Raw genomic sequence first — 26709 nt, 5'->3', positions numbered from 1 at the left:
TTCCAATGCGCCCGCTCTCACGATAAAGGATCACCATACCCGATATACGAATGAGAGGATGTCCATGCGCGAAGCCGCGATCGTCTCCACCGCCCGCACCGGCATCGGCAAGGCCTATCGCGGCGCGTTCAACGCGACCGAGGCGCCGGTGCTGGCGGGGCATGTGATGAACGCCGCGGTGGAGCGTGCCGGGATCGACCCGGCGCGGATCGACGACATCTTCTGGGGCGTCGGCAATCAATGGGGCACCCAAGGCGGCAATGCCGGGCGCATGGCGGTATTCGCCGCTGGATTGCCGCAGAGCGTTCCCGCCTTCACGCTCGACCGCAAATGCGGCTCCGGCCTCACCGCGCTGGCGCTGGCGGCGCGCTCGATCATCGCGGGCGATATCGATGTCGCGCTGTCCGGGGGCATGGAATCGATCAGCCTGACCGTGACCAAGGACGCCCCGCGCTTCGCCAACCAGTCGGTGCTGGCGAACGAACCGCACGCCTATATGCCGATGATCGAAACCGCCGAGATCGTCGCCGAACGCTATGGCATCAGCCGGGAGGCCCAGGACGCCTATGCCGCGCAGAGCCAGCAGCGCGCCGAGGCCGGCCTCGCGAAGGGCGCGTTCGTCGAGGAAATTGCGCCGATCACGGTCGAAAAGGCGCTGTTCGACAAGGAAGGCAACCGCACCGGCAGCGAGACCGTCACCGTCGCCCAAGACGAAGGCATCCGCCCCGGCACCACCGCCGAAGCGCTGGCGGGCCTCAAGACCGTGTGGAAGGGCGGGCAGGTGATCGCGGAGGGCAATCACATCACTGCGGGCAATGCCAGCCAGCTGTCCGACGGCGCCGCCGCCCAGATCGTGATGGACCGCGCCACCGCCCAGGCCGAGGGCAAGGACATCCTTGGCATCTATCGCGGCTTTCAGGCGGCAGGCTGCGGCCCCGATGAAATGGGAATCGGCCCGATTTTCGCGATCCCCAAGCTGCTCGACCGCGCCGGCCTGTCGGTAGCGGACATCGGCCTGTGGGAACTCAACGAAGCTTTTGCCAGCCAGTGCCTCTATTGCCGCGATCACCTCGGCATTGATCCCGAGCGGTACAACGTCAATGGCGGCGCGATCGCGATCGGCCATCCGTTCGGCATGACCGGCGCGCGACTGGTCGGCCATGCCTTGATAGAAGGCCGCAAGCGTGGAGTGCGCTGGGTCGTCGTCTCGATGTGCACCGCCGGCGGGATGGGCGCGGCGGGATTGTTCGAGATCGTGTAGCGTCCGTTTGCCCTGAGCTTGTCGAAGGGCCGCAAGCGAAACGCCTGTTGGGAAAGGCCTTTCGACAGGCTCAGGACAAACGGAGGTAAGGTTTCTTACCCCCTTCGACATCGCCGAAACGCTTCGCTAGACGGCGCACATGCTTCTTCGTCTCGGTACCCGCGGTTCGCCGCTCGCCCTTGTTCAGGCCAATATGGTCCGCGATGCGCTGCTCGCTGCGCATGGCTGGGCGCCAGAGGCGGTCGAAATCGTGCCGATCCGCACCACCGGCGACCGCGTGCAGGATCGCCCGTTGGCCGAAATCGGCGGCAAGGCGCTGTGGACCAAGGAACTCGATCGCGCGCTGCTCGATGGCGACATCGACCTCGCGGTGCATTCGATGAAGGATGTCGAGACGATCCGCCCGGAGACGATCGCGGTCGCCGCGATGCTGCCGCGTGCCGATGTGCGCGACCGGCTGATCGGCGCGGAGTCGATCGCAGCGCTGCCGCACGGCGCCCGGATCGGGACCAGCTCGCCGCGCCGCGCGGCGCAGCTGCGCCGCCTGCGCCCGGACCTCGCCATCGTCGCGCTGCGCGGCAATGTCGACACCCGCCGCGCCAAGGTGGCGGCGGGCGAGGCGGACGCGACCCTGCTCGCCGCTGCCGGGCTCGACCGGCTGGGCTATGGCGATGTCGGCGTCGCGATCGGCGTCGACCAGCTGCTCCCCGCCCCATCGCAGGGCGCGGTCGGGATCGAAGTGCGCGCCGACGATTCCATGACGCGCATCCATGTCGCGGCGATCGGCGATGCCGTCACCGAACGCTGCGTGTGGGCCGAGCGCGCCTTGCTCGCCGCGCTCAACGCCGACTGCCACTCCCCCGTCGCCGCGCTCGCCACGATCGAAGCCGACGGCCTGCGCGTGCGGGCGGAGATCCTGAACGAGGACGGGTCGGAGCATGTCGGGGTCGAGCGCAGGAACCTCGGCGGCACCCCACATGAAGCCGCAGAGCTGGCGCAAGCGCTCCTGAGCAGCGCGCCGCCGCATCTGCGCCGCCTGTTCGGGCATTGAGCCGCCCGCTCGCCATCCTGCGCCCGCCACCGGGCGGTGCGGCCACCGCTGACCGCGTCCGCGCCGCCGGCCTTGAGCCGCTGCTCGTGCCGCTGTTCGAGGTCGTGCCGCTCGACTGGACGCCGCCCGACCCGAAGCTGTTCGACGCGCTGCTGCTGACCAGCGCCAATGCCGCGCGCCATGCCGGGCCGGGGCTGGCGGCACTGGCGCGGCTTCCCGCGCTTGCCGTGGGGCCGGAAACGGGGCTTACCGCCGAGCATGCCGGGCTGCGCGTCGTCGAATGCGGCAGCCGCGGAGTCGCGGCGCTGCTCGCGCGCCAACCATCGAACCAGCGGCTGTTGTGGCTCGCCGGGCGCGACCGGATCGTGATCGAGCACACCGCGATCCGCGCGATCCTTCCGGTCTATGCCAATGAAGCCGTCGCGCTGACCGCAGACGCAGCGGCGCAGCTGTCCGGCAGCGTCGCGCTGGTCCATTCCGCCCGCGCAACGCGTCAGCTCGGCGCGCAGCTCGACGCGCATGGCATTCCGCGCAATTCGGTGCGGATCGCGGCGATCAGCGCCCGCGCCGCCGACGCCGATGGGCGCGGCTGGGCGCGTGTCGCCATCGCTGCGGAGCCCAGCGATGCCGCACTGATCGCCGTTGCACAGCCGCTGGCGATTGACCCCTGACCGCATCGGGAGAATAAGCAGGTCATGACCCCCGACGCTCCGGTTCCCACTGCCCCCGTGCGCGGCAATCCCCTCACGATGATTCTAGTCGCCGTGCTGATCGCGTTCATCGCCGGTCTCGCCGCGATGGCCGTAGTGTTCCGCGCCGGCGACTGGTGGGGCGGCCCCGCCGATGCGCCCGTCGCCGTCGTGCAGCCGCCGATCTCCGCGGTTCCCGTCACCGCCCCCGGAATGGACGTCGCGACGCTCGCCGCGCGCGAACAAATACTCGCCGCGCGACTCGAGTCGCTCGACGCCCGGCTCAAGGCGACCGACGCCGATGCGCGCGTCGCCGCCAGCTATGCCGGCCGGGCCGAAGCGATGATGCTGGTGTTCGGTGCCCGCCGCGCGCTCGAACGCGGGCAGGAGCTGGGCATCATCGCGGGCGAGCTGCGCCGTCGCCTCGGCGGTGCCGCACCCGAAGCCGTCGCGACCGTCGTCGGTGCCTCGGGCGAACCGATTACGCTGGAGGATCTGCGCGTCGCGTTCGACCAGATCGCCCCGCGCCTCTCCACGTCGCAGCCCGATGACGGCTGGTTGAGCGCGATCCAGCGCGAGCTGACGACGCTCGTCATCATCCGCAAGCAGGACGCCCCCAGCCCCCACCCACGCGAGCGCCTCGCGCGCGCGCGCCGTCTGCTCGGACAGGGGCATGTCGAAGCGGCCCTCGCTGAAGTCTCGCGCCTGCCCGGCGCACAGGGCGCGGAAAGCTGGATGGCCGCGGCAGGGCGCTACATCGCGACGCGCCGCGCGCTCGACACACTCGAAACTGCGGCGATCGAGGGCAAGGCTCAGCCTGTCCCCGGCGCACGCACACCGGCCCCGGCAGCCCCGCCTGCCCAGGAGCCGACACCACTGACTCAGGGAGAGTAAGATGGCCGAGATGGGCCGGTTCGACTGGCAGGATCCGTTCGCGCTCGACGCACAGCTGACCGATGAAGAGCGGATGGTCCGCGACGCGGCGCGCGCCTATGCGCAGGAACAGCTGCTCCCACGCGTCACCCGCGCGTTTCTTGACGAGAATTTCGACCGCGAGATCATGTCCGAGATGGGCCAACTCGGCCTGCTCGGCCCGACCATCCCCGAAACCTATGGCGGCGCGGGCCTTGGCTATGTCGCCTATGGCCTCGTCGCGCGTGAGGTCGAAGCAGTCGATTCGGGCTATCGCAGCGCGATGAGCGTGCAGTCGAGCCTCGTGATGCACCCGATCCATGCCTATGGGACCGAGGAGCAGAAGCGCAAATATCTGCCCAAGCTGGCGAGCGGCGAATGGGTCGGCTGTTTCGGCCTGACCGAACCCGATGCGGGCAGTGACCCGGCCGGCATGCGCACCCGGGCGGTCAAGATTGACGGCGGGTACAAGCTGACCGGCGCAAAGATGTGGATCACCAATTCGCCGATCGCCGACGTCTTCGTCGTCTGGGCCAAGAGCGACGAACATGGCGGCGGGATCAAGGGCTTCGTCCTCGAAAAGGGGATGAAGGGTCTGTCGGCACCCAAGATCGAGGGCAAGCTGAGCCTGCGCGCATCGATCACCGGCGAAATCGTGATGGACGGGGTCGAAGTCGGCGAAGACGCGCTGCTGCCCGAGGTTCAGGGGCTCAAGGGCCCGTTCGGCTGCCTCAACCGTGCGCGCTACGGCATCGCCTGGGGCACGATGGGCGCCGCTGAAGCATGCATGCAGGCCGCGCGCCAGTACACGCTCGACCGCCATCAGTTTGGCCGCCCGCTCGCCGCGACCCAGCTGGTGCAGCTGAAGCTCGCCAATATGGAGACCGAGATCGCACTCGGCCTTCAGGCAGCCCTGCGCGCGGGCCGGATGTTTGACGAGGGCACGCTGTCGCCCGAAGCGATCAGCATCATCAAGCGCAACAATTGCGGCAAGGCGCTCGATATCGCCCGCGTCGCGCGTGACATGCATGGCGGCAACGGCATTTCCGCCGAATTCCATGTCATGCGCCACGCGATCAACCTCGAAACGGTCAACACCTATGAGGGCACCCACGACGTCCACGGCCTAATCCTCGGCCGCGCCATCACGGGCATCGCTGCGTTCTGATGGAGCCGGATCGGCAGCCGATTCTTGAGGGCGAGTTGGTCACGATTCGACCGCTCGTCGCCAAGGATTGGGATGCGCTGTTCGCCGTCGCGTCGGACCCGCTGATCTGGGAACTCCACCCGGCCAACGACCGCTGGCAGGAGCCGGTGTTCCGCAAATTCTTCGACGACGCGCTGGCGTGCGGCGGCGGGCTCGCGATCCTCGACAAGGCGACCGGCGCGATCATCGGCTCGAGCCGCTATGACTGCTGGGTGCCGGACGAAGACGAGATCGAGATCGGCTGGACCTTCATCGCGCGGAGCAATTGGGGCGGCACCTATAACCGCGAGATCAAGCGGCTGATGCTCGATCACATCCACCGCTTCGTGAATCGCGTGGTATTCATCGTCGGGCAAAACAACCTCCGCTCGCGCGGCGCGATGGAGAAGATCGGCGGGCACCTGATCCCCGGTCGCACCCATCGCGGTGGCGGGAAATCCTTCCCCGACCATGTCGTGTACGAGATTTGCCGCCCATGAAGCCGCTCGCCGGGGTCAAGGTGGTCGAACTCGCCCGCATCCTCGCCGGGCCGTGGTGCGGCCAGTTGCTTGCCGATCTGGGTGCGGAAGTGATCAAGGTCGAGCGCCCCGGTGCCGGCGACGATACCCGCCACTGGGGGCCGCCCTTTCTGCATGACAGCGAGGGCGTCAGCCGCGACGCCGCCTATTACCACTCCGCCAATCGCGGCAAAGCCGCCCGCTTCATCGACATTGCGACGCCCGAGGGTCAGGCAGAGGTCCGCGCATTGGTCGCCGATGCCGATGTCGTGATCGAGAATTACAAGGTCGGCGGCCTCGTCAAATATGGCCTCGACCATACCAGCCTCAGCGCGATCAACCCGCGCCTGATCACCTGCTCGATCACCGGATTCGGCCAGACCGGTCCCTATGCCCATCGCGCCGGCTATGATTTCATCATTCAGGGGATGGGCGGGATCATGTCGCTGACCGGCGAGCCCGATGGGGCGCCGCAAAAGGCGGGGATCGCCTATGCCGACATCTTTACCGGGGTCTATTCCGCCGTCGCGATCCTCGCTGCGCTGCGCCAGCGCGATGCGACCGGAAGCGGCGCGCATATCGACATGGCGCTGCTCGACACCCAGGTCGCGGTGCTCGCCAATCAGGCGCTGAACTGGATGGCGAACCCGGCCAAAGTGCCGCACCGCATGGGCAATGGCCACGCCAACCTCGCCCCCTATCAAGCGTTTACCGCGAGCGACGGCGACCTGATCATCGCGGTCGGCAATGATTCGCAGTTCCGCAAGCTGTGCAGCGTGCTGGGCCTCACGCTCGCCGACGATCCCGACTTCGCCACCAACCCCGCGCGCGTGCGCAACCGCGCCCGGCTGATCGCGCCGATTCAGGCTGCGGTGGCGGGCTGGACCAAGCAGGCGCTGTCCGACGCGCTCGAGGCACGGGGCGTCCCCGCCGGACCGATCAACACGGTCGATGAGGTCTTCGCCGACCCGCAGGTGATCGCGCGCGGCATGCAGATCGCGGCGGAGGGCCTGCCGGGGGTCGCCAGCCCGATCGTGATCGACGGGCAGCGCATGGTCTCCGACCGCGCCAGCCCGGCGCGACCGGTGGAGGGTTAAGCTGCCCCCGCTGGACATCGCGGTGGCGGGATGCGGCACTGCGGGCCTTGCCGCCGCCTTGCTGCTCCACCGCGACGGCCATCGCGTCACCTTGTTCGAGCGCTTCGACTCGCCGCGCCCGCTTGGCTCGGGCCTGCTGATCCAGCCGACCGGTCAGGCCGTGCTGCGCGCGCTGGGACTGGAAGCCGAATTGCTAGCGCGCGGCGCGCCGGTCACGCGGCTGATCGGTCATGCCGGGAAGCACTGCGTCCTCGACGTGCGCTATGCCGCATTGAAGCGCGGCGGCGTTGGCATCGGCGTCCACCGCGCAACCCTGTTCGCGATCCTCCACGATGCGGTGCTGGCCGAGGGCATCGCGATCGAAGCCGGTCGGGCGATCACGGCGTGCGCGGACGGTCGGCTACACTTCGCGGATGGCACCCAGTCCGGGCGCTTCGACCTGATCGTCGACGCAATGGGCAGCCGCTCCCCGCTTGTCCCGGTGACGCACCCGCTGGCGTTCGGCGCGCTCTGGGCCGATCTCGACTGGACGGGCGCGTTCATCCCCGATGCGCTGCAGCAACGCTATCGCCGCGCCAGCGTGATGACCGGCGTGCTGCCGATCGGAACGCCGCGCCATGCAACGGGGCCACGCGCGGCGTTGTTCTGGTCGCTGCGGGGCGATCGCCTTGCCGAGTGGCGCGCGGCTGGCCTCGCCGCATGGAAGGCCGAGCTGCTGGCATTATGGCCCGCGACCGCGCCGCTGCTCGACCAGATCAGCGATCCCGACCAGCTGACCTTCGTCAGCTACGCACACCGCACCTTGCGCCAGCCGGTCGAGCCGCGCCTGATCCATCTCGGCGATTCCTGGCATTCGACCAGCCCGCAGCTGGGGCAGGGCGCGAACATGGCGTTGCTCGACGCCTATGCCCTCGCGCTCGGCCTGCGCCGCGCGCGCACGCTGCCTGAGGCACTCACCGAGACCATCCGCCTGCGCCGCGACCAGATTCAGCTGTATCAGCTGCTCAGCCGGTTGCTGACCCCGGTCTATCAGTCCGATGGCGCGGCGATTCCGTGGCTGCGCGATCGGGTGATGGGGCCGGTGTCGAAGCTGTGGCCGTTCACCGCGGCTCAGGCGGCGTTGGTCAGCGGGGCGGTGGGTCACCCGCTCGCCCGCCTTGGGCTCGACGCCTGAGCCAGTCGCGCAGCACCACTGTCCGCGCCTCGGTCTGTGCCGCAAACAACCACGCTGCGGCGAGCGCCAGGATCACGATCGCCACCACCGCCAGCACAGCCTCACCCCCGGGCGCCAGCCGCGTGTCCCCGACGATCCACCCCGCCGCCAGCGCCATGAGCGGGAAATGGATGGCGTAGAGCGAGAAGCTCGCCTGCGCGCCATAGCTGGCGAGCGGGCGCAGCGCGGCGATGCGGGGCGGGTCGCTGCGCAGCAGGGTGAACAGGAACAGCGCGAAGCTGGCGGCCTCGATCGGATCCTCGATCCCGAAATCGCCCGTCCGCCCCCACAGCAGCGCGGCGAGGCACAACAGCCCGGCCGCGATCGGCGTCCAACGCGACAGGCGCAAGTCGGGCCAGCGCCGCTCTGCCCCATGCAACGCCGCGCCGCACAGCCAGCTCAGAAACCCGAGCGCGATCTCTGGATTGGCCAATGCGATTCCCAGCGTCACCAGCGCGATGCCGGGCCGCCGATAGCGAAGAGCCAGCCAGAGCGCGGGGAACCACAGATAATACCAGAATTCGAACGCCAGGCTCCACAACGGCCCGTTGCTGCCAAAAGGCGGCACGATCAGATGCTGGAGAAACACCAGATTGCCGGCCAGCGCGCGCAGCGTCAGCGATTGCGACAGATCCTGCGTGAACACCCACGCACCGGTCAGCCCGTAATGTGTGGGCAATTCCAGCGCATGATAGCCGATCCAGTCGAGCACGCCCCCCAGCACTAGAGCCGGGACCAGCACGATCCCCAGCCGCGCGACGCGGTCGATCAGATAATCGTCCCAGCGCCAGCCCCGCTCTGCCCGCGCCGCAACGCTGCGCGCGATCCAGTAGCCGCTGAGCACAAAGAACAGGATCACCGCCGAATGCGCGAACCCGGCAAGGAAATAGCCTGCGCGCACCAGCAGCGACGCGGTCGGCCGGTAATCCTCGACCAGCAGCCCCCACAAATGCCCGAACGCGACCGTCACCGCGAGCACGGCGCGCATCGCATCCATATGGAACCACGCTGCGGGCGGCGCAGACTGTGCCCCGGTCGCGCTCAGCCGCGCACCCGAGTCGCCAGCGCCTGCGCCCCAGCCGGCGCGCGCACCTTTCCGCCATGGATCAGGAACACAAAGGTTTCGCGCGGGGTCACGGGCGGATCGCGATCCTCGACATAGGGGAGGCCATCCGGCCGTCCGCCCGACGCCCAGCAGCGCGCGACATCGGCCCAGCGGTCCAGCTCAGCCTCGGGATAGCAGAGCGGGTTATCGTCCTCCCCCGATTCGAGCCGCGCATAGACGAAATCGCCGGTGACATCGGCGATGGCGGGGTATTCGGGCGAATGCGCGTAGACGATCGCAACCCCCGCATCGCGGCACATCGCCACGAACTCCGGCACCGCAAAGCTCTCGTGCCGCACCTGCACCGCGTGGCGCAGCGCCACACCGTCGTGAGTCGCGGGCAGCAGCTTCAGAAACGCACCAAAATCCTCAGCGTCGAACTTCTTGGTCGCCATGAACTGCCACAGGATCGGACCAAGCTTGTCGCCGAGCTCGACAATGCCCTGCCCGACAAACTTCGCGACCGATTCGCCCGCGTCCGCGAGGACCTTTCGATTGGTGCAATAGCGCGACGCCTTGACCGCGAAGACGAACCCGTCGGGCACACTCGCCGCCCATCCGGCAAAGGTCGCCGGCTTGAACCCCGAATAATAGGTGCCGTTGATCTCGATCGCGCCGAGCTGGCGGCTGGCAAACTCCAGCTCCTTCTTCTGCGTGAGCCCCTCAGGGTAGAAGGTCCCGCGCCAGGGTTCGAAGGTCCAGCCACCAATGCCGGTGCGAATGGGAGCGTGCGTCATGTCGCGTGCTTAGCGCGCCGCCGCCCGCCTCACATCACGAAATACGCGTCCAGGTCTGCGACTTGCAGATGAAGCCGAGCACACAGCCCTTGCCGATCATCGAATCGCCGGCGATTCGCATCTGCCCGGAAAAGGTGCGGTTCATGTCGGGGACGAACACGCGGCCCTTATATTCGCCCGGCCCGACCTGACGGATCTCGCGAAACAGGTTCGCGCCGACCAGCTTGTCCGTGCCACCCCTACGCGCGTCGGCCTTGGCCTTCTCGCTCGCCCAGATCACCGTGCCGCACATCCGGTCGCCGCATGACGTGATGCGGATATGCACGCTGTTGCCGGGATTGCGCCACTCGCTTGCGACAGGCAGCGCCGCGCCCTTGCCAGCCGCATTCGCTGCGCCCAGCGGCGTCGCCAGCATCGCTAGCCCCGCTAGTGCCACCATCCATGCGCGCGGACGCGCCGTGCGCCGCACCGGTCCCTCGATCGTCATGGTTGAACCTCCATTATGTCCATCGGGATCACGCATCCGCGCGTCGAAATCCCGTTTGAACAGATAATTAGGTACGCGGACTGGCCGGAAAAGGGCGAGAAGGGGGCAATTTGCGAAACGCGGTGTTTGTCAAACCGCGCAAAGCGGATGTCCAGTCGATTCGCTGGACTTACGGCTCTGCCTATTCGGCAAGCCGTCTGGAGCGGGCGAAGGGATTCGAACCCTCGACCCCAACCTTGGCAAGGTTGTGCTCTACCCCTGAGCTACGCCCGCTCTCTGGCGCCATATGTGCCCGCTCGGTAAGCCGAGGGGGCGGGGCAAGGTGGCGGCCTCTAGCAGCGGGTTTCGGGGTCTGCAAGGGGGAAGTTGCGGGATTCGTGATTCCTGCTCAGGGGGTTGGCCCTGACGCTGCGAGCGCCCAAATAGGGGACTCAACGCATTGCTCGAACGACAAGGGATTCGCCGTGGCCACGCTTGGACTTTCCGCCGCCGACAAGGACGCCGTCGAGGCATTTCGTCGCGACATCGTCGAACCGTCGATGACGAAGCTCGTCATCCTCGATTTCTGGGCGGAATGGTGCGGGCCGTGCAAGGCGCTGGGCCCTCTGCTCGACAAGGTCGCCGCGGATTATGCCGACAAGGGCGTGATGCTGGCCAAGATCGATGTCGACGCCAATCAGTTCATCGCCGCGCAGTTCCAGGTGCGATCGATCCCGACCGTCTATGCGATGTTCCAGGGCCAGCCGATCGCCGACCTGACCAACGCGCGCACCGAATCGCAGCTCAAGGCGATGCTCGACCAGATCCTCGCCCAGCTGCCGATCGAGAGCGAAGCCGCGGCGCAGGCGGCCGAGCTCGAACCGCTGCTGGCGATGGGTGAAGAGGTGCTGGCGGGCGGCGAGACCGAGCGTGCGCTGTCGATCTTCGAACAGATTGCCGAGATCGCGCCCGACAATGCTCAGGCCGCTGCCGGCCGCGCCCGCGCGCTGATCGCGCTCGCCCGCCTCGACGAAGCCGCTGCCGTGCTCGCCGCGCTACCCGAGGACGCCGCCAAGGCACCCGAGGTCGAACGCGCCCGCGCCGCGCTCAGCATCGCGCAGGAGGCTCCCGCCGCTGCCGATGACAGCGAACTCGGCGAACTGCGCGCCAAGGCGGCGAGCGGCGACATGGACGCGCGCTATGATCTCGCCGGCGCGCTGATGGCGAGCGACCGTGAGAGCGCGGCGGAAACGCTGCTGGCGATGATCGCGGAGGACAAGGACTGGAATGAGGGCGCCGCCCGCGCGCGCCTGCTCAAGCTGTTCGAAGCGGTCGGGCTCGAAGACCCGTGGGTCTCGGCACAGCGCCGCAAGCTGTCCGCGATCCTGTTCGGATGACCGCATTGGCGACCGGCACGCGCCTCTCGATCTTCCCGCTGCCCGGGGCGCTGCTGTTCCCCGGCATGCATTTGCCGCTGCATATTTTCGAGCCGCGTTACCGGGCGATGGTCAATGACAGCCTCGCCCGCGACCGGCGTATCGCGATGATTCAGCCGAAGGGGGGCGGGGACAAGCCACCGCTGTTCGAGATCGGCTGTGTCGGCCGCATCGCCGATGTCGAGGCGATGGAGGATGGCCGGTACAACGTCGTGCTGGAGGGGCTGTCGCGCTTCCGCATCCTGCGCGAGCTGGAGGTGACGACGCTGTTCCGCCAAGTCGAGGCCGAGTTGATCGCCGATCCGGTGGACGAGGTCCTCTCGATGGGCGCACGCGCCGCACTCGAACTCGAATCGCGCCGCTTTGCCGAGACTCAGGGCTATGCCGTCGACTGGGAAGCGGTCGCGCGGCTCGATGATCAGAATCTGGTCAACGGCATTGCCCAGATCGCCCCCTTCGACCCCGCCGCCAAACAGGCGCTGCTGGAAGCCGACACGATCGCCGACCGCGCCGAGCTGATCATCCAGCTGATGCAGTTCTTCGGGCGGCATGAGGGGGAAGAGGGGACGTTGCAGTGACTCAGACCCGCAAGTTAAGCGCGGAGGAGTTCGACGCGCTTTTCGAACCGGGGATGGAAGATGTGACGGCAAGCGGCGATGCGTTAGTGGACATCTGGCCTTATGTGGATGCGATCCCCGCCACCGATCTGGGCGACATTGTTACCCACGATGTTCATTACGTGTTTCGGAGCAAGAGCAGCGGCGAGGATCACGTTATCGTGGCGACGTGCGCTGAGAATGTTGAACTCGTCATCGTGGTTGACCGCCACCAGCGGTCAATCGTTGGCCACCATCTGCTGAACTTGGCTCAGCTCTACGGCCTGTCGAACTAAGCCATCTCCCCATGCAGCAATCGCGGCACCTTGCCCGATTCGCCGCGCGCCTCGGCCATGAACCAGTTTTTCAGCGTCGGCACCTTGTCCACCGCCGACAGGCCGAAGCGCCGCGCCGCGTTCGCCGCCCCACCCGGAAGCCCGAACAGATGCGTCAGCGCATCGGTGGCGATGCTGACCATCATCGTGTCGAGGCTGCGCCAGCGCTCGTAGCGCGACAGCAAGGCCGGATCGCCCATGTCGAGCCCGAGCCGTTTGCCCTCGACCAGCACCTCGACCAAAGCCGCGACATCGCGAAAGCCGACATTAACCCCCTGCCCCGCAATCGGGTGGATGCCGTGCGCGGCGTCGCCGACCAGTGCCAGCCGCTCCGCCGTGATCTTCGCGGCATGGTGGAAGCCGAGCGGATAGCTGAAGCGCGGCCCCAGCGGCCCGAGCTTGCCCAGAAACCCACCCATCTTCTTGTCCGCCTCAGCGAGGAAGCCGCGTTCGGACAGCTTCATCATCCCCGCTTCCTCGCTGCGCTTCACCGACCAGACGATCGCCGAGCGATGCCCGTTGGCATCATCACGCAGCGGCAGGATCGCGAACGGCCCCTGCGGGTAGAAAATCTCGAACGCGGTATTCTCGTGTGAATGCTCGTGATGGAGCGAGGTCACGATCGCCGCATGGTCGTAATTCCAGCGTGCCACCCGCAACAACGCCGCGTCGCGCGTCGGCGATGCACGCCCCTCCGCCCCGATCAACAGTTGCGCGCGCACCGTCTCGCCCGAATCCAGCGTCGCGGTCACGCCATGCGCATCACGCTCGACCGACAGCGCCCGCGTCTTCATCCGAACATCGGCCAGCGGCGCGCGCTGGGCGGCGGTCATCAGCGCGCGGCGCAGGTCGCGATTCTCGAACATCGTGCCGAGCGCGCCCTCGCCCTCCTGCGGGTCGAAGTCGAGCTTGCCGGGCTTTAGGCCATCCGACACGCGGATGCTCTCGATCGGGCAGCCCTTGCCCGCCAGATCGTCGGTCAGGCCGATCGCCTCCAGCATCCGCAACGGCGCAGCTGCGATGGCGGATGCGCGTCCGTCATGGCTGGCGGCGAGGATCGCGTCCGGGTCCGCCGTGTCGATCACGATGCTGGAGATGCCATGCGCGTCGAGCGCCACGGCAAGCGCGCTCCCGACCAGTCCGCCGCCGAGAATGAGAAGGTCTGCGTTGCTCATGTTGCCCTTTTCGACTTCGTCGAAACGGCACCGGCCCGCTCCCCCACCCGGCCACCCAGCGGTAGCATCATATGGGTGGCCGGGTGGGGGAGCGGGCCGGTGCCGCACTCCATTAAGACTCGCCTAAACCACCCCTCGCCTTGACGCCAGACTCCCCAAGGTGAATGCTTAGAACGATTACCGAACATATGGGTGGGATGATGGCGAGCCGGGCGCAGCCGATGCTGTGGCGTGACACGATGAAGGCAGGGGCACGGCGGAGCGGGGCGCTGATCGGCGCGATCGCGCTGTTCGCGCTGACGCTGGCGGCCGTGCTCGCGATCGGGACGTACAGCGGCGAGGATCCCTCGCTGAATACCGCCGCGGGCGGCCCTGCGCGCAACCTGCTCGGCACGCCAGGCGCGTGGCTCGCCGATCTGCTGCTCGCCATCGGCGGGCTGCCGATCGTGCTGCTCGCGCCGGTCGGGGTAATTCTCGGTCTGCGCTTGTGGCGTGGCGAATCGGCGGGAAGCTGGCGGCGGATGCTGCTCGGCGCGCTCGGCGGCATCGCGCTGATGGGCGCGGCGCTTGCGTCGATCTCCAGCAGCGCGGTGATGGATTTGCCCGGCGGCTGGGGCGGCATTGCCGGCCTCGCCGTGGCGGGAAGCGTGCGCGGGCTGTTCAACCTGATCGGCGACGCCACCGTAACGCTGTGGGGCGTGCGCGCGCTCGGCCTGCTTCTCGGCATCGGCGGCGTCATCCTGTGGGCGCGCAGCGTGCAGTTCGACTTCCGCCAGCATATCCGCCTGCCAAAGCGGCCGCAGCGCGAAGGCGTCGACGCGCTCCCGTTCGATACCGACATCGACGATGCCGAGGATGTCTTCACCCCCGCCGCCCCGCGCCCGCGCAAGGTGGCGCTGCCCGACGCACGCCCCGGCCCGGTCATCGCCGATCGCACCCCGGCCCCCGCTCCGCCCAAGGCCAAGCCGGTGCAGGCGACCCTCGACTTCAAGGGCAGCTACCAGCTTCCCCCGCTCAAACTGCTCAAGGAACCGACCAAAAGCGGAACCACTGCGATCGACAAGGCCGCGCTGGAGCGCAATGCCCGGTTGCTCGAATCGGTGCTCGACGATTTCCATGTGAAGGGTCAGATCGTCGAAGTCCGCCCGGGCCCGGTGGTGACGATGTACGAGCTGGAGCCCGCCAGCGGCATCAAGGCGAGCCGCGTCGTCCAGCTCGCCGACGATATCGCGCGCAACATGTCGGCAGTATCGGCGCGCGTCGCGACCATCCCCGGCCGCAGCGTGATCGGCATCGAACTACCCAACGTGAAGCGCGAGATGGTGTCGCTCCACGAACTGATCGGCAGCGAGACGTTCGAGGATATGGGCGCGCAGCTGCCCATCGTGCTTGGCAAGAATATTGCCGGTGATCCGGTGATCGCCGATCTCGCGCCGATGCCGCATCTGCTCGTCGCCGGCACCACCGGTTCGGGCAAGTCGGTCGGACTCAACTGCATGATCCTGTCGCTGCTCTACCGGCTGACCCCGGACCAGTGCCGCATGATCATGATCGATCCCAAGATGCTGGAACTCAGCATGTACAAGGACATCCCGCATCTGCTGGCCGATGTGGTCACCGACCCGCCCAAGGCGGTGCGCGCGCTCAAATGGGCGGTCGAGCAGATGGAGGAACGCTATCGCATGATGGCGTCGGTCAACGTCCGCTCGCTCGGGTCGTTCAACGACAAGGTGCGCCAGGCACTCGCCAAGGGGCAGAAACTCGGCCGCAAGGTCCAGGTCGGCTACGATCCCGAAACGCGCAAGCCGCTGTACGAAGAGGAAATGCTCGACCTCAATCCGCTGCCACAGATCGTGATCATCGTCGACGAACTCGCCGATCTGATGATGACCGCGGGCAAGGAAGTCGAATTCCTGATCCAGCGTCTGGCGCAAAAGGCGCGCGCCGCCGGCATCCACCTGATCATGGCGACTCAGCGCCCCTCGGTCGACGTCATCACCGGCGTTATCAAGGCGAACCTGCCCACCCGAATCAGCTTCCACGTCACGTCGAAGATCGATTCGCGCACGATTCTGGGCGAACAGGGTGCCGAACAGCTGCTGGGCAAGGGCGACATGCTCTACATGCCCGGCGGCAAGCAGATCGCCCGCGTCCACGGCCCATTCGTGAGCGATGAGGAAGTGATGGCGGTCGCCGATCACTGGCGCTCGCAGGGTGCGCCCGACTATATCTCCGCCGTCACCGAAGAGCCGGAAGGCGGCGAGTTCGCATTGGACGGCGCCCCGACCGGCGAGGATTCGCCGGAAGAACAGCTCTACCGCCGCGCGGTCCAGCTGGTCGCGGAGAGCCAGAAGGCCTCGACCTCATGGCTCCAGCGCCAGCTACGCGTCGGTTACAACAGCGCAGCGCGGCTGGTGGAACGGATGGAAAAGGACGGCCTCGTGTCCCGCCCCGACCATGTCGGCCGGCGCGAGGTGCTGATGGATCAGGACGGGCGGCCGTTGTGAGCGAGTTCACCGTAGATGGCCGCGCATTCACGCTTGTGCGCGGAAGCGACATCGATCGTGACGGAATGTATCTTGAGTTGAGTGAAGCAGGCGGACGATCGGGAATTGCTGAACTCTTCTACTCAGACGCGCATCGCAATTTCGTACTCAGCACCTTTGGCGACGACATACCGTTGGAAGCCATCGAGATGCTGATCGCCCAAGGCAGAAAATCGCTCCCGGCGAAATCCGCCTGAACTCACCCCTCGATATCAAACAACCCGATCAGCCAGTCATGGAACAGCTTCACCGGCCGCTGCTCCAGCGCGCGGGGGCGGCAGACGAACCAATAGCTGTACGGGCTTTTGACGCTCGGATCGCCGAACAAAGTCCCAATGCGCGGGTCGTCGGGATCGATGCGATGCGAATCGAGCATGAAGGCGATGCCCACCCCCTGCGCCGCCGCCTCCAGCAGCAGCGATCCCGAATCGAACAGATCGATCGACACCGGCTCCAGATCGGGCAGGCCCAGCGCCGCCCGCCAGATTTCGAAACTGTCGGCCATGTCGCGATGGGCCAGGATCGAATAGCCGGCCAGCTCCTCGGGCCGCCCGATCGCCTCCGGCCCATGCGCCAGCCGCCGCGCCGCCACCGGGCGGATGCGGTTGCGGTCGAGTCGTCGCCCGTACAAAGTCGGTTCGATATCGCGCGCCAGCACGATCGCCGCGTCCAGCCCGTCGCCCAGCCGCGACATGCCATGCCCGCCGGTATCAATGTCGAGGTGAAGCTGCGGATGCACCGCACGCAATGCGGTCAAATGCGGCAACAACCGCTGGCTCGCGAACAACGACGGCGTGCCCAGGCGCAGCCGCAGCACTTCTGCGCCACTGTTCATGCTCTCGATCGCGTCGCTCATCGTGTCGAGCGCCGGCGCGATCAGATGCAGCAGCCGCTCGCCCTCCGCATTCAGCTTCATCGCCTGATGCCGCCGCTCGAACAATTGCTTGCCGATAAAACGCTCCAGCGCCTGCACCCGGCGGCTCAGCGCGGGTGACGACAGCGCCAGTTCCTCCGACGCGGCCTTGACCGATCCCAGCCGGGCGACCTGGACGAACGCCTCAATGGCGGTGAGGGGCGGCAGCCTGCGCATCTTATATTTCTGTGGTGCAGCGTAGCATATTGCAACTCATTCCCGCGGGCGTCCCGTGCATGACACCCCTGTCATCGGCTATAATCCGCGAATGTTACAGATTGCAGAATCTGCAATCGTCGCGAACGCTCTTCGCACTTGCACAAAAGCTCGCCGCACTGCACATAGAGCAGGCCTTTCAGGCATCCTCTCCTAAACCTTTCAAAGGGCTGGTCTTCGGACCGGCCCATTTTTTTGCGTTTTTTGCGTCGGCGAGGGTCCGGCACCGGTCCGTACTCCCAACGAACCCGCCCCCAACTCTAGCCGACACGGAACCGGCTGCCTATCTGCGCGTCACCCCCCGACGGGCGAAAGGAGAGCCGATGGCCGATACCGAAACCGATACGCGCAAGCTGCAGGTCGCCAATTCGCGACCCGAGGACAGCGGCCGCGGCCTCGCGCATCTGCCGCGTACGATGATGGAAGCGCTCGGCCTGCAACAGGGCGATGTGGTCGAGATCATCGGCAAACGCACGACGCCCGCCCGCGCCGTCTTCCCCTATCCCGAGGATGAGGGACTCGAGCTGCTGCGCATCGACGGGCTTCAGCGCGCAAATGCCGGCGTCGGTTCGGGCGACTATGTCGAGGTGCGCAAGGCCGAGTCGCGCCCAGCGACTCGCGTGATCTTCGCCCCCGCCCGCCGCGACCTGCGACTCGAGGGATCGGGCGACGCGCTGCGCCGTACCTTCCTTGGCCGTCCGCTGTGTCAGGGCGACACCATTTCGACCGTCGGGCAACAACGCGTGTCGGACATGCCGCCCAACGTGCTCCAGCATCTGCGCGCGCCCGCTTATGCGCTGCAGGAGATTCGCCTGACCGTCGTCTCGGCCGTTCCGCGCGGCATCGTCCATATCGACGCCGAGACCGAGATCGAGCTGCGCAACGAGTTCGAGGAGGCGCGCGAACTGCGCCGCGCTGACGTAACCTACGATGACATCGGTGGCATGGCCGCGACGATCGATCAGCTGCGCGAGATGGTCGAGCTTCCCCTCCGCTATCCCGAGCTGTTCCAGCGCCTCGGCGTCGATCCGCCCAAGGGCGTGTTGCTCCACGGCCCGCCCGGCACCGGCAAGACCCGCCTCGCCCGCGCGGTCGCCAACGAATCGGATGCGCAATTCTTCCTGATCAACGGTCCCGAGATCATGGGATCGGCCTATGGCGAATCGGAAAAGCGGCTGCGCGACGTGTTCGAGGAAGCGTCGAAGAACGCCCCCTCGATCGTGTTTATCGACGAGATCGATTCGATCGCGCCCAAGCGTGGCCAGGTGTCGGGCGAGGCCGAAAAGCGCCTCGTTGCCCAGCTGTTGACGTTGATGGACGGGCTGGAGGCGCGCGCCAACATCGTCGTCATCGCCGCCACCAACCGGCCCGAGGCGATTGACGAAGCACTCCGCCGTCCGGGTCGCTTCGATCGCGAGATCATCGTCGGCGTCCCCGACGAACGCGGGCGCCGCGAGATTCTGGGCATCCACACCCGCGGTATGCCGATCGAGGAACGCGTCGATCTCGACGAGCTCGCCCGCACCACCTTCGGCTTTGTCGGCGCGGACATCGCGGCGCTGGCACGCGAAGCGGCGATCGAGGCGGTGCGGAGGATCATGCCGCGCCTCAACCTCAGCGATAAAACCGTGCCCGCCGATGTCCTCGAAACGCTCGCCGTCACCCGCGAGGATTTCGTTGAGGCATTGAAGCGGGTCCAGCCGAGCGCGATGCGCGAGGTGATGGTGCAAAAGCCGAACATCAAATGGGAGGATGTCGGCGGCCTCGACGATGCGCAGATGCGCCTCAAGGAAGGCGTCGAGCTGCCGATGCGCGATCCCGACGCGTTCCGCCGGCTCGGCATCCGCCCGGCCAAGGGCTTCCTGCTCTATGGCCCGCCCGGCACCGGCAAGACGTTGCTCGCCAAGGCGGTCGCGCGTGAGGCGGAGGCGAATTTCATCGCCACCAAATCGAGCGACCTGCTGTCCAAATGGTATGGCGAGAGCGAGCAGCAGATCGCCCGGCTGTTCGCGCGTGCGCGCCAGGTCGCGCCCTGCGTCATCTTCATCGATGAGCTCGACAGCCTCGTCCCCGCGCGCGGGTCGGGCATGGGCGAGCCGCAGGTAACCGAACGCGTGGTCAACACCATCCTTGCCGAGATGGACGGGCTGGAGGAACTCCAGTCGGTGGTGGTGATCGGTGCGACCAACCGGCCGAACCTGATCGACCCGGCGCTGATGCGTCCGGGCCGGCTCGATGAGCTGATCTATGTCGGTGTGCCCGATGCACCCGGGCGCGAGCGCATCCTCAAGATCCAGACTCAGAAGATGCCGCTCGCGGACGATGTCGATCTGGCCGAAGTGGCGGCGCGGACCGAACGCTTCACCGGCGCGGATCTGGAGGACGTCGCCCGTCGCGCCGGCCTTGCCGCGCTGCGCGAACGTCCACCCGCGACACAGGTGACGATGGCGCATTTCGAAGCCGCGCTGGCCGACTCGCGCGCGACCGTCACGCCGGAGATGGAGCAGGAGTACGCGCAGATCGTCTCGAAGATGAAGCAGGACGCGGTCGCGCTCAACCCGATCGGCTTTATCGCTCCGGGGATGCTTCAGGGGCGGACTCGCTCGTCCGAAGACTGAACCAGCCGTACACGACCAGCACTGCCAGGGCGGCGGCCGCGACCAGATAGGGGAGCGGCCGCCATCCGCCATACAGCGCAACGCCGATCGACGGGCCGAGGATAAAGGCCGCGCCATTGATCGACGTGACCTTCCCCGCCACCGATCCCTGCGCGCCCTGTGGCACCGCCAGCGACGATCCGGCGGTGAATCCGGGACGTGAGAAGCCAAAGCCCATTGTCGTCAGCGCATAGGCCGTAGCGATGCCGTACAGCGACGTCGCGGTACCGGTCGCCAGGCACCCCACCGCGCTCAAACTCAGCCCGATCAGCATCAACTGACGCGGGTTAAGCCCCAGCAGCGGGATAATCCCCCACTGCACCAGCAGCGCCGACCCCGCGCCCATCATCAGCACGAGGCCGGTCGCCTCGATCGCCTCGAGCGGCGCGACGCCCAGCCGGTCGATGATCAGGAACCCGATCACCTGCCCCGCCATCGCCTGCGCATGGCCAAGGACAAGGCCACAGATCATCCACGCACGCACGCGCGGGTCTAGGAACCCGATCGGCTCGACCTTGTCCGCCGTCGCCGCAGTGACGCTCGCCCCGCTCGCCTGCCCGCCGATCGACGGATAGCTCGACGCCGCGCCATGGCTGATGCTCTCATCGACATTGCGCGGCAGCAGCCGGGCGACCGCGAACAGCATCGCCAGCGCGACAATGCTGAAGATCAGCGCCGGCCCCGCCAGCCCGATCGTCGGCCCGCCCCGCCACAGATCACCCAGCACCAGATAGGGTGCGATCGCCGGGCCAAGGATCGTCCCAAGCCCGAACGCCGAGCCGAGCAGGGTCAGCGCCTTGGTCCGTTCATCCCGGCTGGTGCGCGACGCGACGATCGCCTGAATCGCGGGCGGCGCCGCCGATCCAAAGCCGCCATACAGCATCCGCGCGGCAACGAAGAAGGCAAAGGCGGTGACCGGCGCGATCCAGCCATTGATTCCTGCGGCCAGAAACAGGCCACAGAAGAACAGCGACGCGGTCAGCCCGACCTGTCCCAGTAGCACCATCTTGCGCCGCCCATAGCGATCCGACCGATTGGCCCAGAACGGCGCGACCATCGTCCACAGCAGCGCCGACACCGAAAACGCCGCCGCCACCGCGCTGTCGGGCACGCCGAGCGAGCGCCCGAGCGCGGGCAGCACCGATTGCAGCGCGGTATTGCCCGCCGCGATCACGAACATCACCGCAAACAGGATCGCAAACGTCCGGTCCATCCGCGCCGCGCTCATTTACGCCTCCAGCCATAGCTGCGCTCGACCCGCGTCACGTCCAGCGCATACCAGTCATACCAACGCGCGCGGCCCAGATCGCGGATGCGCGCATGCTCCGGGTGGTCGCGCCAGGCGACGGCGCTCGCTTCGTCGGTCCAGTAGCTGACGGTAATGCCCAGGCCATCGGCATCGCGCACGCTTTCGACGCCGGCATAACCCGGTTGCGCCGCCGCGAGTGCGCCCATCGCCTCGGCCGCTTCGCCATATCCCGCGCCATCCTCGCCCGTGCGCTGCGAGATGAAGATCACGGCAACCTGCCCTGTGCGCGGGTGTATCATCGGTTTCAGGATGAAACGTTTCGCCCCCCGGCGCAACCGCTGCGGCGCGAACAACGTTAATGCGATACGTCGATGATGACAGGACCGTGGCAACTGTCCTACAGATGCGCGACACCGACTTGAGGATTGTTGATGACCGGTTCGACCACGATTGCCCGCTCGAAGCGCAAGGCTTCGCGCCCGCTTTCGCCCCAGGCGCTGTTTCTCCAGGGGTTCTTCAAGCACCCGGTGATGGTCGGATCGATCATCCCGTCGTCGGGTAAGCTGATCCGCAAGATGCTCGGTCCGGTCGACTGGGATAACTGCAAGGTCTTCGTCGAATATGGTCCGGGCGTCGGCACCTTTTGCCGCGCAATCCTCGAGCGGCTCGGCCCGAACGCCAAATATATCGCGATCGACACCAACCCCGATTTCGTCGCCTATTTGCGTGCGACCATCGTCGATCCGCGCTTTTCGGCAATCCACGGCTCGGCAGCGGACGTGAATGCAATCGTCGCCGATCATGGCGAGACGCATGCCGATTACGTCCTGTCCGGCCTGCCCTTCTCGACCCTGCCCGCAGGCGTGGGTGAGGAAATCGCGGCCGCGACGCATCAGGTGCTGCGCACCGACGGCCAGTTCCTTGTTTATCAGTTCAATCCCAATGTCCGCAATTTCCTGACCCCCCATTTCGCGCGCATCGACCATGCGATGGAATGGTGGAACGTGCCCCCCGCACAGCTGTGGTGGGCGTGGAAGGATGCGCCGGCGGATTGACGAGGGCCAATTGACGCGGGCCCGCGCGCTACCCACATCGGCGTGCATGGATCAGTTCAACCTGTCTGAAGCGGAATGGCGCCAGCGCCTGACCCCCGAACAATATCATGTCCTGCGTGAAGCCGGGACCGAGCGCGCCTTTTCCGGGCGGCTTTCGGACAACAAGGCCGATGGCATCTATCGCTGCGCGGGATGCCATCTCGCGCTGTTCGACAGCGACGACAAATATGATTCGGGATCGGGCTGGCCCGCCTTCACGCGGCCCGTCGCGCCCGACCATATCAGCGAGCATCGCGACACCAGCCATGGCATGACCCGCGTTGAGGTGCGGTGTGCGCGCTGCGACGGGCATCAGGGCCATGTTTTCCCCGACGGGCCGCCGCCGACTGGCTTGCGCTATTGCATCAACTCGGTCGCGCTCGAATTTCGCGCGAGGGCGGACTCCGACGACGAATGATTCGCTTGTGACAGCACCGGTTCACCCGTAAATCGTCACACAGCGTCCCATGGCCACCCGTAAACCAATGCTCTCGCCCAAGGCGCGCCGCATCCTCCTGTGGGTGGGTGGCGGCATTGCGTTGACCGCGCTCGCCGCGTTTATCGCGCTGCTGATCGCGGTCTATACCGCCAAGGCATCGCTGCCGAGTTACGAGGATCTCAAATCCTCCCCCAACGGCCAGATGATCCGCGTCCATGCCGCCGATGGCACGGTGATCGTCTCGCTGGGGCCGAGCTATGGCGAGTGGATCGCGTACGACAAGATCCCTGAACCGATGCGCGAAGCAATGGTCGCGATCGAGGATCGCCGGTTTCGCTCGCATTTGGGCGTCGATCCGGTCGCGCTCGCCCGCATCACCAAATTCGCGATCGACACGCGCGGCACCGGTCGCCGGCTTCAGGGCGCATCGACAATCACGCAACAGGTCGCGCGTACGATCTTCCTGTCGAACAAGTACGATGTCGGCCGCAAATTTCGCGAGATGATCCTGGCGCTTGCGCTCGAGCGCAAGTTTACCAAGGACCAGATCCTCGAGCTGTATCTCAACAAGGTGTATTTCGGCGGCGGCGCCTATGGTATCGACGCCGCCTCGCGCACCTTTTTCGGCCACCCCGCGACCAATCTGACGCTGTCCGAAGCGGCGGTGATCGCCGGACTGGTCAAGGCGCCGTCACGCTATTCGCCGACCGCAGACGCCCAGGCCGCTGTGGGTCGCGCGAGCGTGGTGCTCGACGTGATGGTCGAAACCGGCGCGCTGACTGCTGAAGAGGCCGCGCGCGCAAGCCCGGCCGCAGTGAAACTCTCGGCCGCACCCAAGCAGAACAGCGTCCGCTATTTCACCGACTGGGCGCTGCCCCAGCTCGAAGTGCTGATCGACGAGACCGTCGCCCCGCTCGACGTGTGGACGACGATCGACCTCAAGATGCAGAACGCCGCGACTCAGGCGATTCAGGCGAACACCCCGGCGGGCGCACAGGGCGCACTGGTCAGTCTCGACCGCGACGGCGCGGTGCGCGCGATGGTCGGCGGGCGCGACTATGTGTCGTCAATCTACAACCGCGCGACTCAGGCGACCCGCCAGCCGGGATCGGCGTTCAAGCTGTTCGTCTATCTCGCCGCGCTCGAATCAGGCCGAAAGGTCGAGGATCGTGTTGTCGACGAAGCGGTGACGATCAACGGCTGGTCCCCGCGCAACAATAGCGGCCGGTTCAGCGGCGAAATGACGCTGCGCTCGGCCTTTGCCTATTCGATCAATACCGTCGCGGCAAAGCTCGGGCAGGAAACCGGCTTTGGCACCGTCGCCGATATGGCGCGCCGCTTTGGCGTCACGACGCCGATCAATACCCAGCCGGCGATGGTACTCGGCACCTCCAACGTCCGCCTGATCGACATGACCCGCGCCTTTGCCTCGGTCGGGCAAAAGGGCGTGGCGGTGACCCCCTATGCCATCACCCGCGTCACCGCGAACGGCGCCGTGATCTATCAGCACGAGGTCGATACCTCGCGCGTGCTGGTCGCCCCCTATGTCGCGGCGCAGATGACCGACCTGCTCCAGACCGCGGTCAACACCGGCACTGGGCGCTCGGCGCAGATCGGTCGCCCGGTCGCGGGCAAGACCGGCACCACGACATCGAACAAGGATGGCTGGTTCCTCGGCTTCTCCTCGGGCCTCACCACCGGCGTGTGGATGGGCCGCGACGATGCCAAGCGTGTCGGCGGATTGCAGGGCGGCACCGCGCCCGCGCGCGCTTTCGCCAATTTCATGCGGGTCGCCGTCGCCAACCGCCCGGTCGAAGAGTTCGAGACGGCGGTAACGCTGCCCGAATGGCAGATGGAACCCGATAACGAAGCGTGGGGCGAGGCCGATAATGGCGTCTTCGTCGATGAAAACGGCAATCCGGTCGCACGCGAAGACGGGCAGGGCGAAGAGGCGATCGACGGCGAGCCCGCACCGGGCGACGATGGCGCGATCAGCCAGGACTGGCTCGACCGGATGACCGGCCGCGACGCCCCCCGCGATCCCCAGCCGGCCCCGCGCCGTGATCCCGCCGATCGCCCGCCCGCGCAGCAGCAACAGCCGCGCGAGCCGCTACGCGCGCCTCAGGACGACCGCCCGAACGAGTGAAGCCGCATCGCGTTGGCGCGCAGCCACGCCCGCTCCGGGGCGGGGTCGCGGCCATAGAGCGTGCGCACCAAGGCGTGGAATGCCGGGCTGTGGTTCATATGCGTGCGATGCGCCACTTCATGCGCGACCGTCGCGCGCCGCACCGCAGGCGGGGCAAGGATCAGCCGCCAGTTATAGCGGATCACGCCCGATGACGCGCAGCTGCCCCAGCGCCCCTTGGGATCGCCAATCGCCACCTTGCTGACCGACACGCCGGACAGCGCCGCATATTCCGCCGTCTCTTCGCTCAGCGTCTCCAGCGCCAGCTTGCGCAGCCAGCGCTCGATCCGCCGTTCATAGCCTTCGCGCGGTCCGCCGGCGATAATCTGCCCATCGTCGAGCAATGGCGTGCGCGGAAATCCGCTGTCCCAGCTGAGGCCAACCTCTTCGCCCAGATACAGGATCGTCGCGCCCGGCTCCAACGGCGTCGGCGCAGCGCGGTTGGCGAGCGCGCGGGCGATCCATTCCTGCTGTCCCTCCGCCCAGCGGAGCGCCGGGCCAGCGGGCGCGCGTGGCGGGATCGTCAGCCGCACCGCGCCGGTCGCCTGATCGACCGATAACCGCATCGTCCGCGCGCGTGGGTGGCGGACGATCTGGATCGGCACGCTCACAGGATACGGTCGACCATATGATGTTCGAGTTCGCCGGCGATATCTTCCGAAATGGTCCAGCCCCGGGTCGACTCGCCCGCCTCATGCACGCTCTCGCGGCTGCCCGAGATCAGATAATGCCACTTGGGCAGCGGCTCACCGGCGGCACGCAGGCGATAGGCGCAGGTCATCGGCAGCCAGGCGATGTCGTCGACATTCCCCGCATTCAGCCGCACGCATTCGGCGACATAGGCGTGGCGGTGGCGATAGTCGCTGCACCGCCCCTGATCGCGGTCGAGCAAGCGGCACGCGACGTTGGTGGCGTAGAGGTCGCCGGTATCGGCATCCTCGATCTTGTGCAGGCAGCATTTGCCGCAGCCGTCGCACAGCGCCTCCCACTGCGCGCGGTCGAGCCGGGCGAGTGGCAATTCCCAGAACGGGGTCAGCTGACCCACCGCGTGATTTCCGCAACGATCGCCTCGGGGCTCTGCTCCTGCGGCAGCAGCGCGATCGGCTCGCCATTCGGCCCCATCAGATACGCCTGACGGCCATGGTCCATCAGATAACCGGTCGGCGTCACCCGCTTGGCATAGGGGACGCGATAGACTTTGGCGGCCGCATCGACCTGCGCCGCGCTGCCGGTCAGTCCGACCATGCGCGGGTGAAAGGCGGCGGTGAATTCCTTGACCACCGCCGGCGTGTCGCGTTCGGGATCGATCGACACGAACACCGGCACGATCTTCGCCGCCAGCGCGGGGTTCTGCTGATCCAGCCGCTTCATTGCGCCGCCAATATTCTGGACATCGACCGGGCAGACATCGGGGCAGAAGGTGTAGCCGAAATACATGATGCGGTATTTGCCGGCGAAATCCTTTTCGGTGACGGTCTTGCCGTCGCCATTGACCAGCGTGAACGGCCCGCCGATCGAGGCTCCGGCAAGCGGCGCATCGGCGATCGACTTGCTCGCGGGCGCACCGCCGCCACAGGCGGCAAGGCCGAGCAGGACGGGCAGGGCGAAGAAAGATATCCTGTTCATGACAAGG

27 protein-coding genes and 1 tRNA gene are annotated in these 26709 nt (G+C 66.9%); 17 read left to right on the top strand and 11 right to left on the bottom strand.

The window, feature by feature from the left end:
* Positions 1-64 precede the first annotated feature (64 nt).
* The 8 genes from K9B35_RS11250 (at position 65) to K9B35_RS11215 (ending at position 7888) form a co-directional block, all read left to right on the top strand.
* Positions 65-1261: an acetyl-CoA C-acyltransferase gene (locus K9B35_RS11250; protein WP_224921934.1), complete on the top strand. Its 1197-nt coding sequence runs from the start codon at positions 65-67 to the stop codon at positions 1259-1261.
* Between the two features lie 139 nt (positions 1262-1400).
* Complete coding sequence (hemC, locus tag K9B35_RS11245) at positions 1401-2312, top strand: hydroxymethylbilane synthase (RefSeq protein ID WP_224921933.1); 912 nt, start codon at positions 1401-1403, stop codon at positions 2310-2312.
* On the top strand, positions 2309-2983 hold the full coding sequence (locus tag K9B35_RS11240; RefSeq protein ID WP_224921932.1) for a uroporphyrinogen-III synthase: 675 nt from the start codon (positions 2309-2311) through the stop codon (positions 2981-2983). The genes hemC and K9B35_RS11240 overlap by 4 nt, the downstream gene beginning before the upstream one ends.
* Positions 2984-3007: 24 nt before the next feature.
* Complete coding sequence (locus K9B35_RS11235) at positions 3008-3895, top strand: hypothetical protein (protein WP_224921931.1); 888 nt, start codon at positions 3008-3010, stop codon at positions 3893-3895.
* A 1-nt stretch (position 3896) separates the two neighbouring features.
* Positions 3897-5081, top strand: a complete 1185-nt coding sequence (locus K9B35_RS11230; RefSeq protein ID WP_224921930.1) for an acyl-CoA dehydrogenase — start codon at positions 3897-3899, stop codon at positions 5079-5081.
* Positions 5081-5599 (top strand): GNAT family N-acetyltransferase, encoded by a 519-nt coding sequence (locus K9B35_RS11225; RefSeq protein ID WP_224921929.1) that lies wholly within the window; start codon positions 5081-5083, stop codon positions 5597-5599. Before K9B35_RS11230 ends, K9B35_RS11225 begins: the two co-directional genes overlap by 1 nt.
* Positions 5596-6714, top strand: a complete 1119-nt coding sequence (locus tag K9B35_RS11220) for a CaiB/BaiF CoA transferase family protein (RefSeq protein ID WP_224921928.1) — start codon at positions 5596-5598, stop codon at positions 6712-6714. Before K9B35_RS11225 ends, K9B35_RS11220 begins: the two co-directional genes overlap by 4 nt.
* 22 nt (positions 6715-6736) lie before the next feature.
* Positions 6737-7888: an NAD(P)/FAD-dependent oxidoreductase gene (locus tag K9B35_RS11215; protein WP_318245969.1), complete on the top strand. Its 1152-nt coding sequence runs from the start codon at positions 6737-6739 to the stop codon at positions 7886-7888.
* Here K9B35_RS11215 and K9B35_RS11210 read toward each other — a convergent pair.
* The 4 genes from K9B35_RS11210 to K9B35_RS11195 all read right to left on the bottom strand — a co-directional run bounded on the left by K9B35_RS11210 (position 7839) and on the right by K9B35_RS11195 (position 10529).
* The gene (locus K9B35_RS11210) at positions 7839-8915 is read right to left on the bottom strand and encodes an acyltransferase family protein (protein ID WP_224921927.1); all 1077 of its coding nucleotides are present in this window, start codon (positions 8913-8915) and stop codon (positions 7839-7841) included. The genes K9B35_RS11215 and K9B35_RS11210 overlap by 50 nt on opposite strands.
* Positions 8916-8968: 53 nt before the next feature.
* Positions 8969-9769, bottom strand: coding sequence for a DUF72 domain-containing protein (locus tag K9B35_RS11205; protein WP_224921926.1), 801 nt, complete (start codon positions 9767-9769; stop codon positions 8969-8971).
* 34 nt (positions 9770-9803) lie between these two features.
* On the bottom strand, positions 9804-10256 hold the full coding sequence (locus tag K9B35_RS11200; RefSeq protein ID WP_224921925.1) for a DUF2147 domain-containing protein: 453 nt from the start codon (positions 10254-10256) through the stop codon (positions 9804-9806).
* A 198-nt stretch (positions 10257-10454) separates the two neighbouring features.
* Positions 10455-10529: transfer RNA gene (locus tag K9B35_RS11195), tRNA-Gly, on the bottom strand.
* A 191-nt stretch (positions 10530-10720) separates the two neighbouring features.
* On the opposite strand from K9B35_RS11195, the gene K9B35_RS11190 reads away from it, so the two are divergent.
* The 3 genes from K9B35_RS11190 to K9B35_RS11180 are packed head-to-tail and all read left to right on the top strand — an operon-like array spanning position 10721 to position 12563.
* Entirely contained in the window at positions 10721-11632 is a 912-nt protein-coding gene (locus K9B35_RS11190) for a tetratricopeptide repeat protein (protein ID WP_224921924.1), read from the top strand.
* Positions 11629-12249, top strand: a complete 621-nt coding sequence (locus K9B35_RS11185; RefSeq protein WP_224921923.1) for an LON peptidase substrate-binding domain-containing protein — start codon at positions 11629-11631, stop codon at positions 12247-12249. The genes K9B35_RS11190 and K9B35_RS11185 overlap by 4 nt, the downstream gene beginning before the upstream one ends.
* On the top strand, positions 12246-12563 hold the full coding sequence (locus K9B35_RS11180; protein WP_224921922.1) for a hypothetical protein: 318 nt from the start codon (positions 12246-12248) through the stop codon (positions 12561-12563). Before K9B35_RS11185 ends, K9B35_RS11180 begins: the two co-directional genes overlap by 4 nt.
* Here the strand turns inward: K9B35_RS11180 and K9B35_RS11175 are convergent.
* Positions 12560-13777 (bottom strand): FAD-dependent monooxygenase, encoded by a 1218-nt coding sequence (locus K9B35_RS11175; RefSeq protein WP_224921921.1) that lies wholly within the window; start codon positions 13775-13777, stop codon positions 12560-12562. The two genes, K9B35_RS11180 and K9B35_RS11175, sit on opposite strands and share 4 nt — an antisense overlap.
* Before the next feature lie 200 nt (positions 13778-13977).
* Between K9B35_RS11175 and K9B35_RS11170 the strand changes: the two genes are divergently transcribed.
* Positions 13978-16284 carry a DNA translocase FtsK gene (locus K9B35_RS11170; protein WP_224922235.1) on the top strand — a complete coding sequence of 769 codons (2307 nt, stop codon included), beginning with the start codon at positions 13978-13980 and terminating at the stop codon, positions 16282-16284.
* Positions 16281-16520, top strand: a complete 240-nt coding sequence (locus tag K9B35_RS11165) for a hypothetical protein (protein WP_224921920.1) — start codon at positions 16281-16283, stop codon at positions 16518-16520. Before K9B35_RS11170 ends, K9B35_RS11165 begins: the two co-directional genes overlap by 4 nt.
* 2 nt (positions 16521-16522) lie before the next feature.
* On the opposite strand, the gene K9B35_RS11160 is transcribed toward K9B35_RS11165, so the two are convergent.
* On the bottom strand, positions 16523-17413 hold the full coding sequence (locus tag K9B35_RS11160; RefSeq protein ID WP_224921919.1) for a LysR substrate-binding domain-containing protein: 891 nt from the start codon (positions 17411-17413) through the stop codon (positions 16523-16525).
* 362 nt (positions 17414-17775) lie between these two features.
* Between K9B35_RS11160 and K9B35_RS11155 the strand changes: the two genes are divergently transcribed.
* Complete coding sequence (locus tag K9B35_RS11155) at positions 17776-20070, top strand: CDC48 family AAA ATPase (protein WP_224921918.1); 2295 nt, start codon at positions 17776-17778, stop codon at positions 20068-20070.
* Here K9B35_RS11155 and K9B35_RS11150 read toward each other — a convergent pair.
* Both K9B35_RS11150 and K9B35_RS11145 read right to left on the bottom strand, forming a co-directional pair.
* A complete protein-coding gene (locus K9B35_RS11150; protein ID WP_224921917.1) occupies positions 20021-21337 on the bottom strand; it encodes an MFS transporter in 1317 nt (438 codons plus the stop codon). The two genes, K9B35_RS11155 and K9B35_RS11150, sit on opposite strands and share 50 nt — an antisense overlap.
* The gene (locus tag K9B35_RS11145) at positions 21334-21657 is read right to left on the bottom strand and encodes an antibiotic biosynthesis monooxygenase family protein (protein WP_224921916.1); all 324 of its coding nucleotides are present in this window, start codon (positions 21655-21657) and stop codon (positions 21334-21336) included. The genes K9B35_RS11150 and K9B35_RS11145 overlap by 4 nt, the downstream gene beginning before the upstream one ends.
* Before the next feature lie 132 nt (positions 21658-21789).
* Here K9B35_RS11145 and K9B35_RS11140 point away from each other — a divergent pair, with 132 nt between their 5' ends.
* The 3 genes from K9B35_RS11140 to K9B35_RS11130 are packed head-to-tail and all read left to right on the top strand — an operon-like array spanning position 21790 to position 25037.
* Positions 21790-22413: a class I SAM-dependent methyltransferase gene (locus tag K9B35_RS11140; protein WP_224921915.1), complete on the top strand. Its 624-nt coding sequence runs from the start codon at positions 21790-21792 to the stop codon at positions 22411-22413.
* Between the two features lie 46 nt (positions 22414-22459).
* Complete coding sequence (gene msrB, locus K9B35_RS11135) at positions 22460-22870, top strand: peptide-methionine (R)-S-oxide reductase MsrB (protein WP_224921914.1); 411 nt, start codon at positions 22460-22462, stop codon at positions 22868-22870.
* A 49-nt stretch (positions 22871-22919) separates the two neighbouring features.
* Complete coding sequence (locus tag K9B35_RS11130) at positions 22920-25037, top strand: transglycosylase domain-containing protein (protein ID WP_224921913.1); 2118 nt, start codon at positions 22920-22922, stop codon at positions 25035-25037.
* Here K9B35_RS11130 and K9B35_RS11125 read toward each other — a convergent pair.
* From K9B35_RS11125 to K9B35_RS11115, 3 genes are read right to left on the bottom strand one after another with little or no spacing between them, the layout of a single operon-like run.
* On the bottom strand, positions 25013-25687 hold the full coding sequence (locus K9B35_RS11125) for a M48 family metallopeptidase (RefSeq protein ID WP_224921912.1): 675 nt from the start codon (positions 25685-25687) through the stop codon (positions 25013-25015). The two genes, K9B35_RS11130 and K9B35_RS11125, sit on opposite strands and share 25 nt — an antisense overlap.
* Positions 25684-26112 (bottom strand): YcgN family cysteine cluster protein, encoded by a 429-nt coding sequence (locus K9B35_RS11120; protein WP_263622546.1) that lies wholly within the window; start codon positions 26110-26112, stop codon positions 25684-25686. The genes K9B35_RS11125 and K9B35_RS11120 overlap by 4 nt, the downstream gene beginning before the upstream one ends.
* Positions 26109-26702 carry an SCO family protein gene (locus K9B35_RS11115; RefSeq protein ID WP_224921910.1) on the bottom strand — a complete coding sequence of 198 codons (594 nt, stop codon included), beginning with the start codon at positions 26700-26702 and terminating at the stop codon, positions 26109-26111. The genes K9B35_RS11120 and K9B35_RS11115 overlap by 4 nt, the downstream gene beginning before the upstream one ends.
* Positions 26703-26709: the final 7 nt, after the last annotated feature.

This window comes from Sphingomonas sp. R647 (assembly GCF_020177055.1).
Classification (GTDB): Bacteria; Pseudomonadota; Alphaproteobacteria; order Sphingomonadales; family Sphingomonadaceae; genus Sphingomonas.
Note: the sequence above shows the minus strand (reverse complement) of the source record. Positions and strands in the feature narration are given on the sequence as shown.

What these genes read in the sequence shown, in the direction of transcription:
- K9B35_RS11170 (WP_224922235.1), top strand. Translation starts at nt 13,978, where the DNA reads ATGGCGAGCCGGGCGCAGCCGATGCTGTGGCGTGACACGATGAAGGCA.
- K9B35_RS11115 (WP_224921910.1), bottom strand. Translation starts at nt 26,702, where the DNA reads ATGAACAGGATATCTTTCTTCGCCCTGCCCGTCCTGCTCGGCCTTGCC.
- K9B35_RS11220 (WP_224921928.1), top strand. Translation starts at nt 5,596, where the DNA reads ATGAAGCCGCTCGCCGGGGTCAAGGTGGTCGAACTCGCCCGCATCCTC.
- K9B35_RS11230 (WP_224921930.1), top strand. Translation starts at nt 3,897, where the DNA reads ATGGCCGAGATGGGCCGGTTCGACTGGCAGGATCCGTTCGCGCTCGAC.
- msrB (WP_224921914.1), top strand. Translation starts at nt 22,460, where the DNA reads ATGGATCAGTTCAACCTGTCTGAAGCGGAATGGCGCCAGCGCCTGACC.
- K9B35_RS11250 (WP_224921934.1), top strand. Translation starts at nt 65, where the DNA reads ATGCGCGAAGCCGCGATCGTCTCCACCGCCCGCACCGGCATCGGCAAG.
- K9B35_RS11130 (WP_224921913.1), top strand. Translation starts at nt 22,920, where the DNA reads ATGGCCACCCGTAAACCAATGCTCTCGCCCAAGGCGCGCCGCATCCTC.
- K9B35_RS11225 (WP_224921929.1), top strand. Translation starts at nt 5,081, where the DNA reads ATGGAGCCGGATCGGCAGCCGATTCTTGAGGGCGAGTTGGTCACGATT.
- K9B35_RS11185 (WP_224921923.1), top strand. Translation starts at nt 11,629, where the DNA reads ATGACCGCATTGGCGACCGGCACGCGCCTCTCGATCTTCCCGCTGCCC.
- K9B35_RS11200 (WP_224921925.1), bottom strand. Translation starts at nt 10,256, where the DNA reads ATGACGATCGAGGGACCGGTGCGGCGCACGGCGCGTCCGCGCGCATGG.
- K9B35_RS11175 (WP_224921921.1), bottom strand. Translation starts at nt 13,777, where the DNA reads ATGAGCAACGCAGACCTTCTCATTCTCGGCGGCGGACTGGTCGGGAGC.
- K9B35_RS11145 (WP_224921916.1), bottom strand. Translation starts at nt 21,657, where the DNA reads ATGATACACCCGCGCACAGGGCAGGTTGCCGTGATCTTCATCTCGCAG.
- K9B35_RS11205 (WP_224921926.1), bottom strand. Translation starts at nt 9,769, where the DNA reads ATGACGCACGCTCCCATTCGCACCGGCATTGGTGGCTGGACCTTCGAA.
- K9B35_RS11235 (WP_224921931.1), top strand. Translation starts at nt 3,008, where the DNA reads ATGACCCCCGACGCTCCGGTTCCCACTGCCCCCGTGCGCGGCAATCCC.
- K9B35_RS11150 (WP_224921917.1), bottom strand. Translation starts at nt 21,337, where the DNA reads ATGAGCGCGGCGCGGATGGACCGGACGTTTGCGATCCTGTTTGCGGTG.
- K9B35_RS11210 (WP_224921927.1), bottom strand. Translation starts at nt 8,915, where the DNA reads ATGCGCGCCGTGCTCGCGGTGACGGTCGCGTTCGGGCATTTGTGGGGG.
- K9B35_RS11155 (WP_224921918.1), top strand. Translation starts at nt 17,776, where the DNA reads ATGGCCGATACCGAAACCGATACGCGCAAGCTGCAGGTCGCCAATTCG.
- K9B35_RS11140 (WP_224921915.1), top strand. Translation starts at nt 21,790, where the DNA reads ATGACCGGTTCGACCACGATTGCCCGCTCGAAGCGCAAGGCTTCGCGC.
- K9B35_RS11160 (WP_224921919.1), bottom strand. Translation starts at nt 17,413, where the DNA reads ATGCGCAGGCTGCCGCCCCTCACCGCCATTGAGGCGTTCGTCCAGGTC.
- hemC (WP_224921933.1), top strand. Translation starts at nt 1,401, where the DNA reads ATGCTTCTTCGTCTCGGTACCCGCGGTTCGCCGCTCGCCCTTGTTCAG.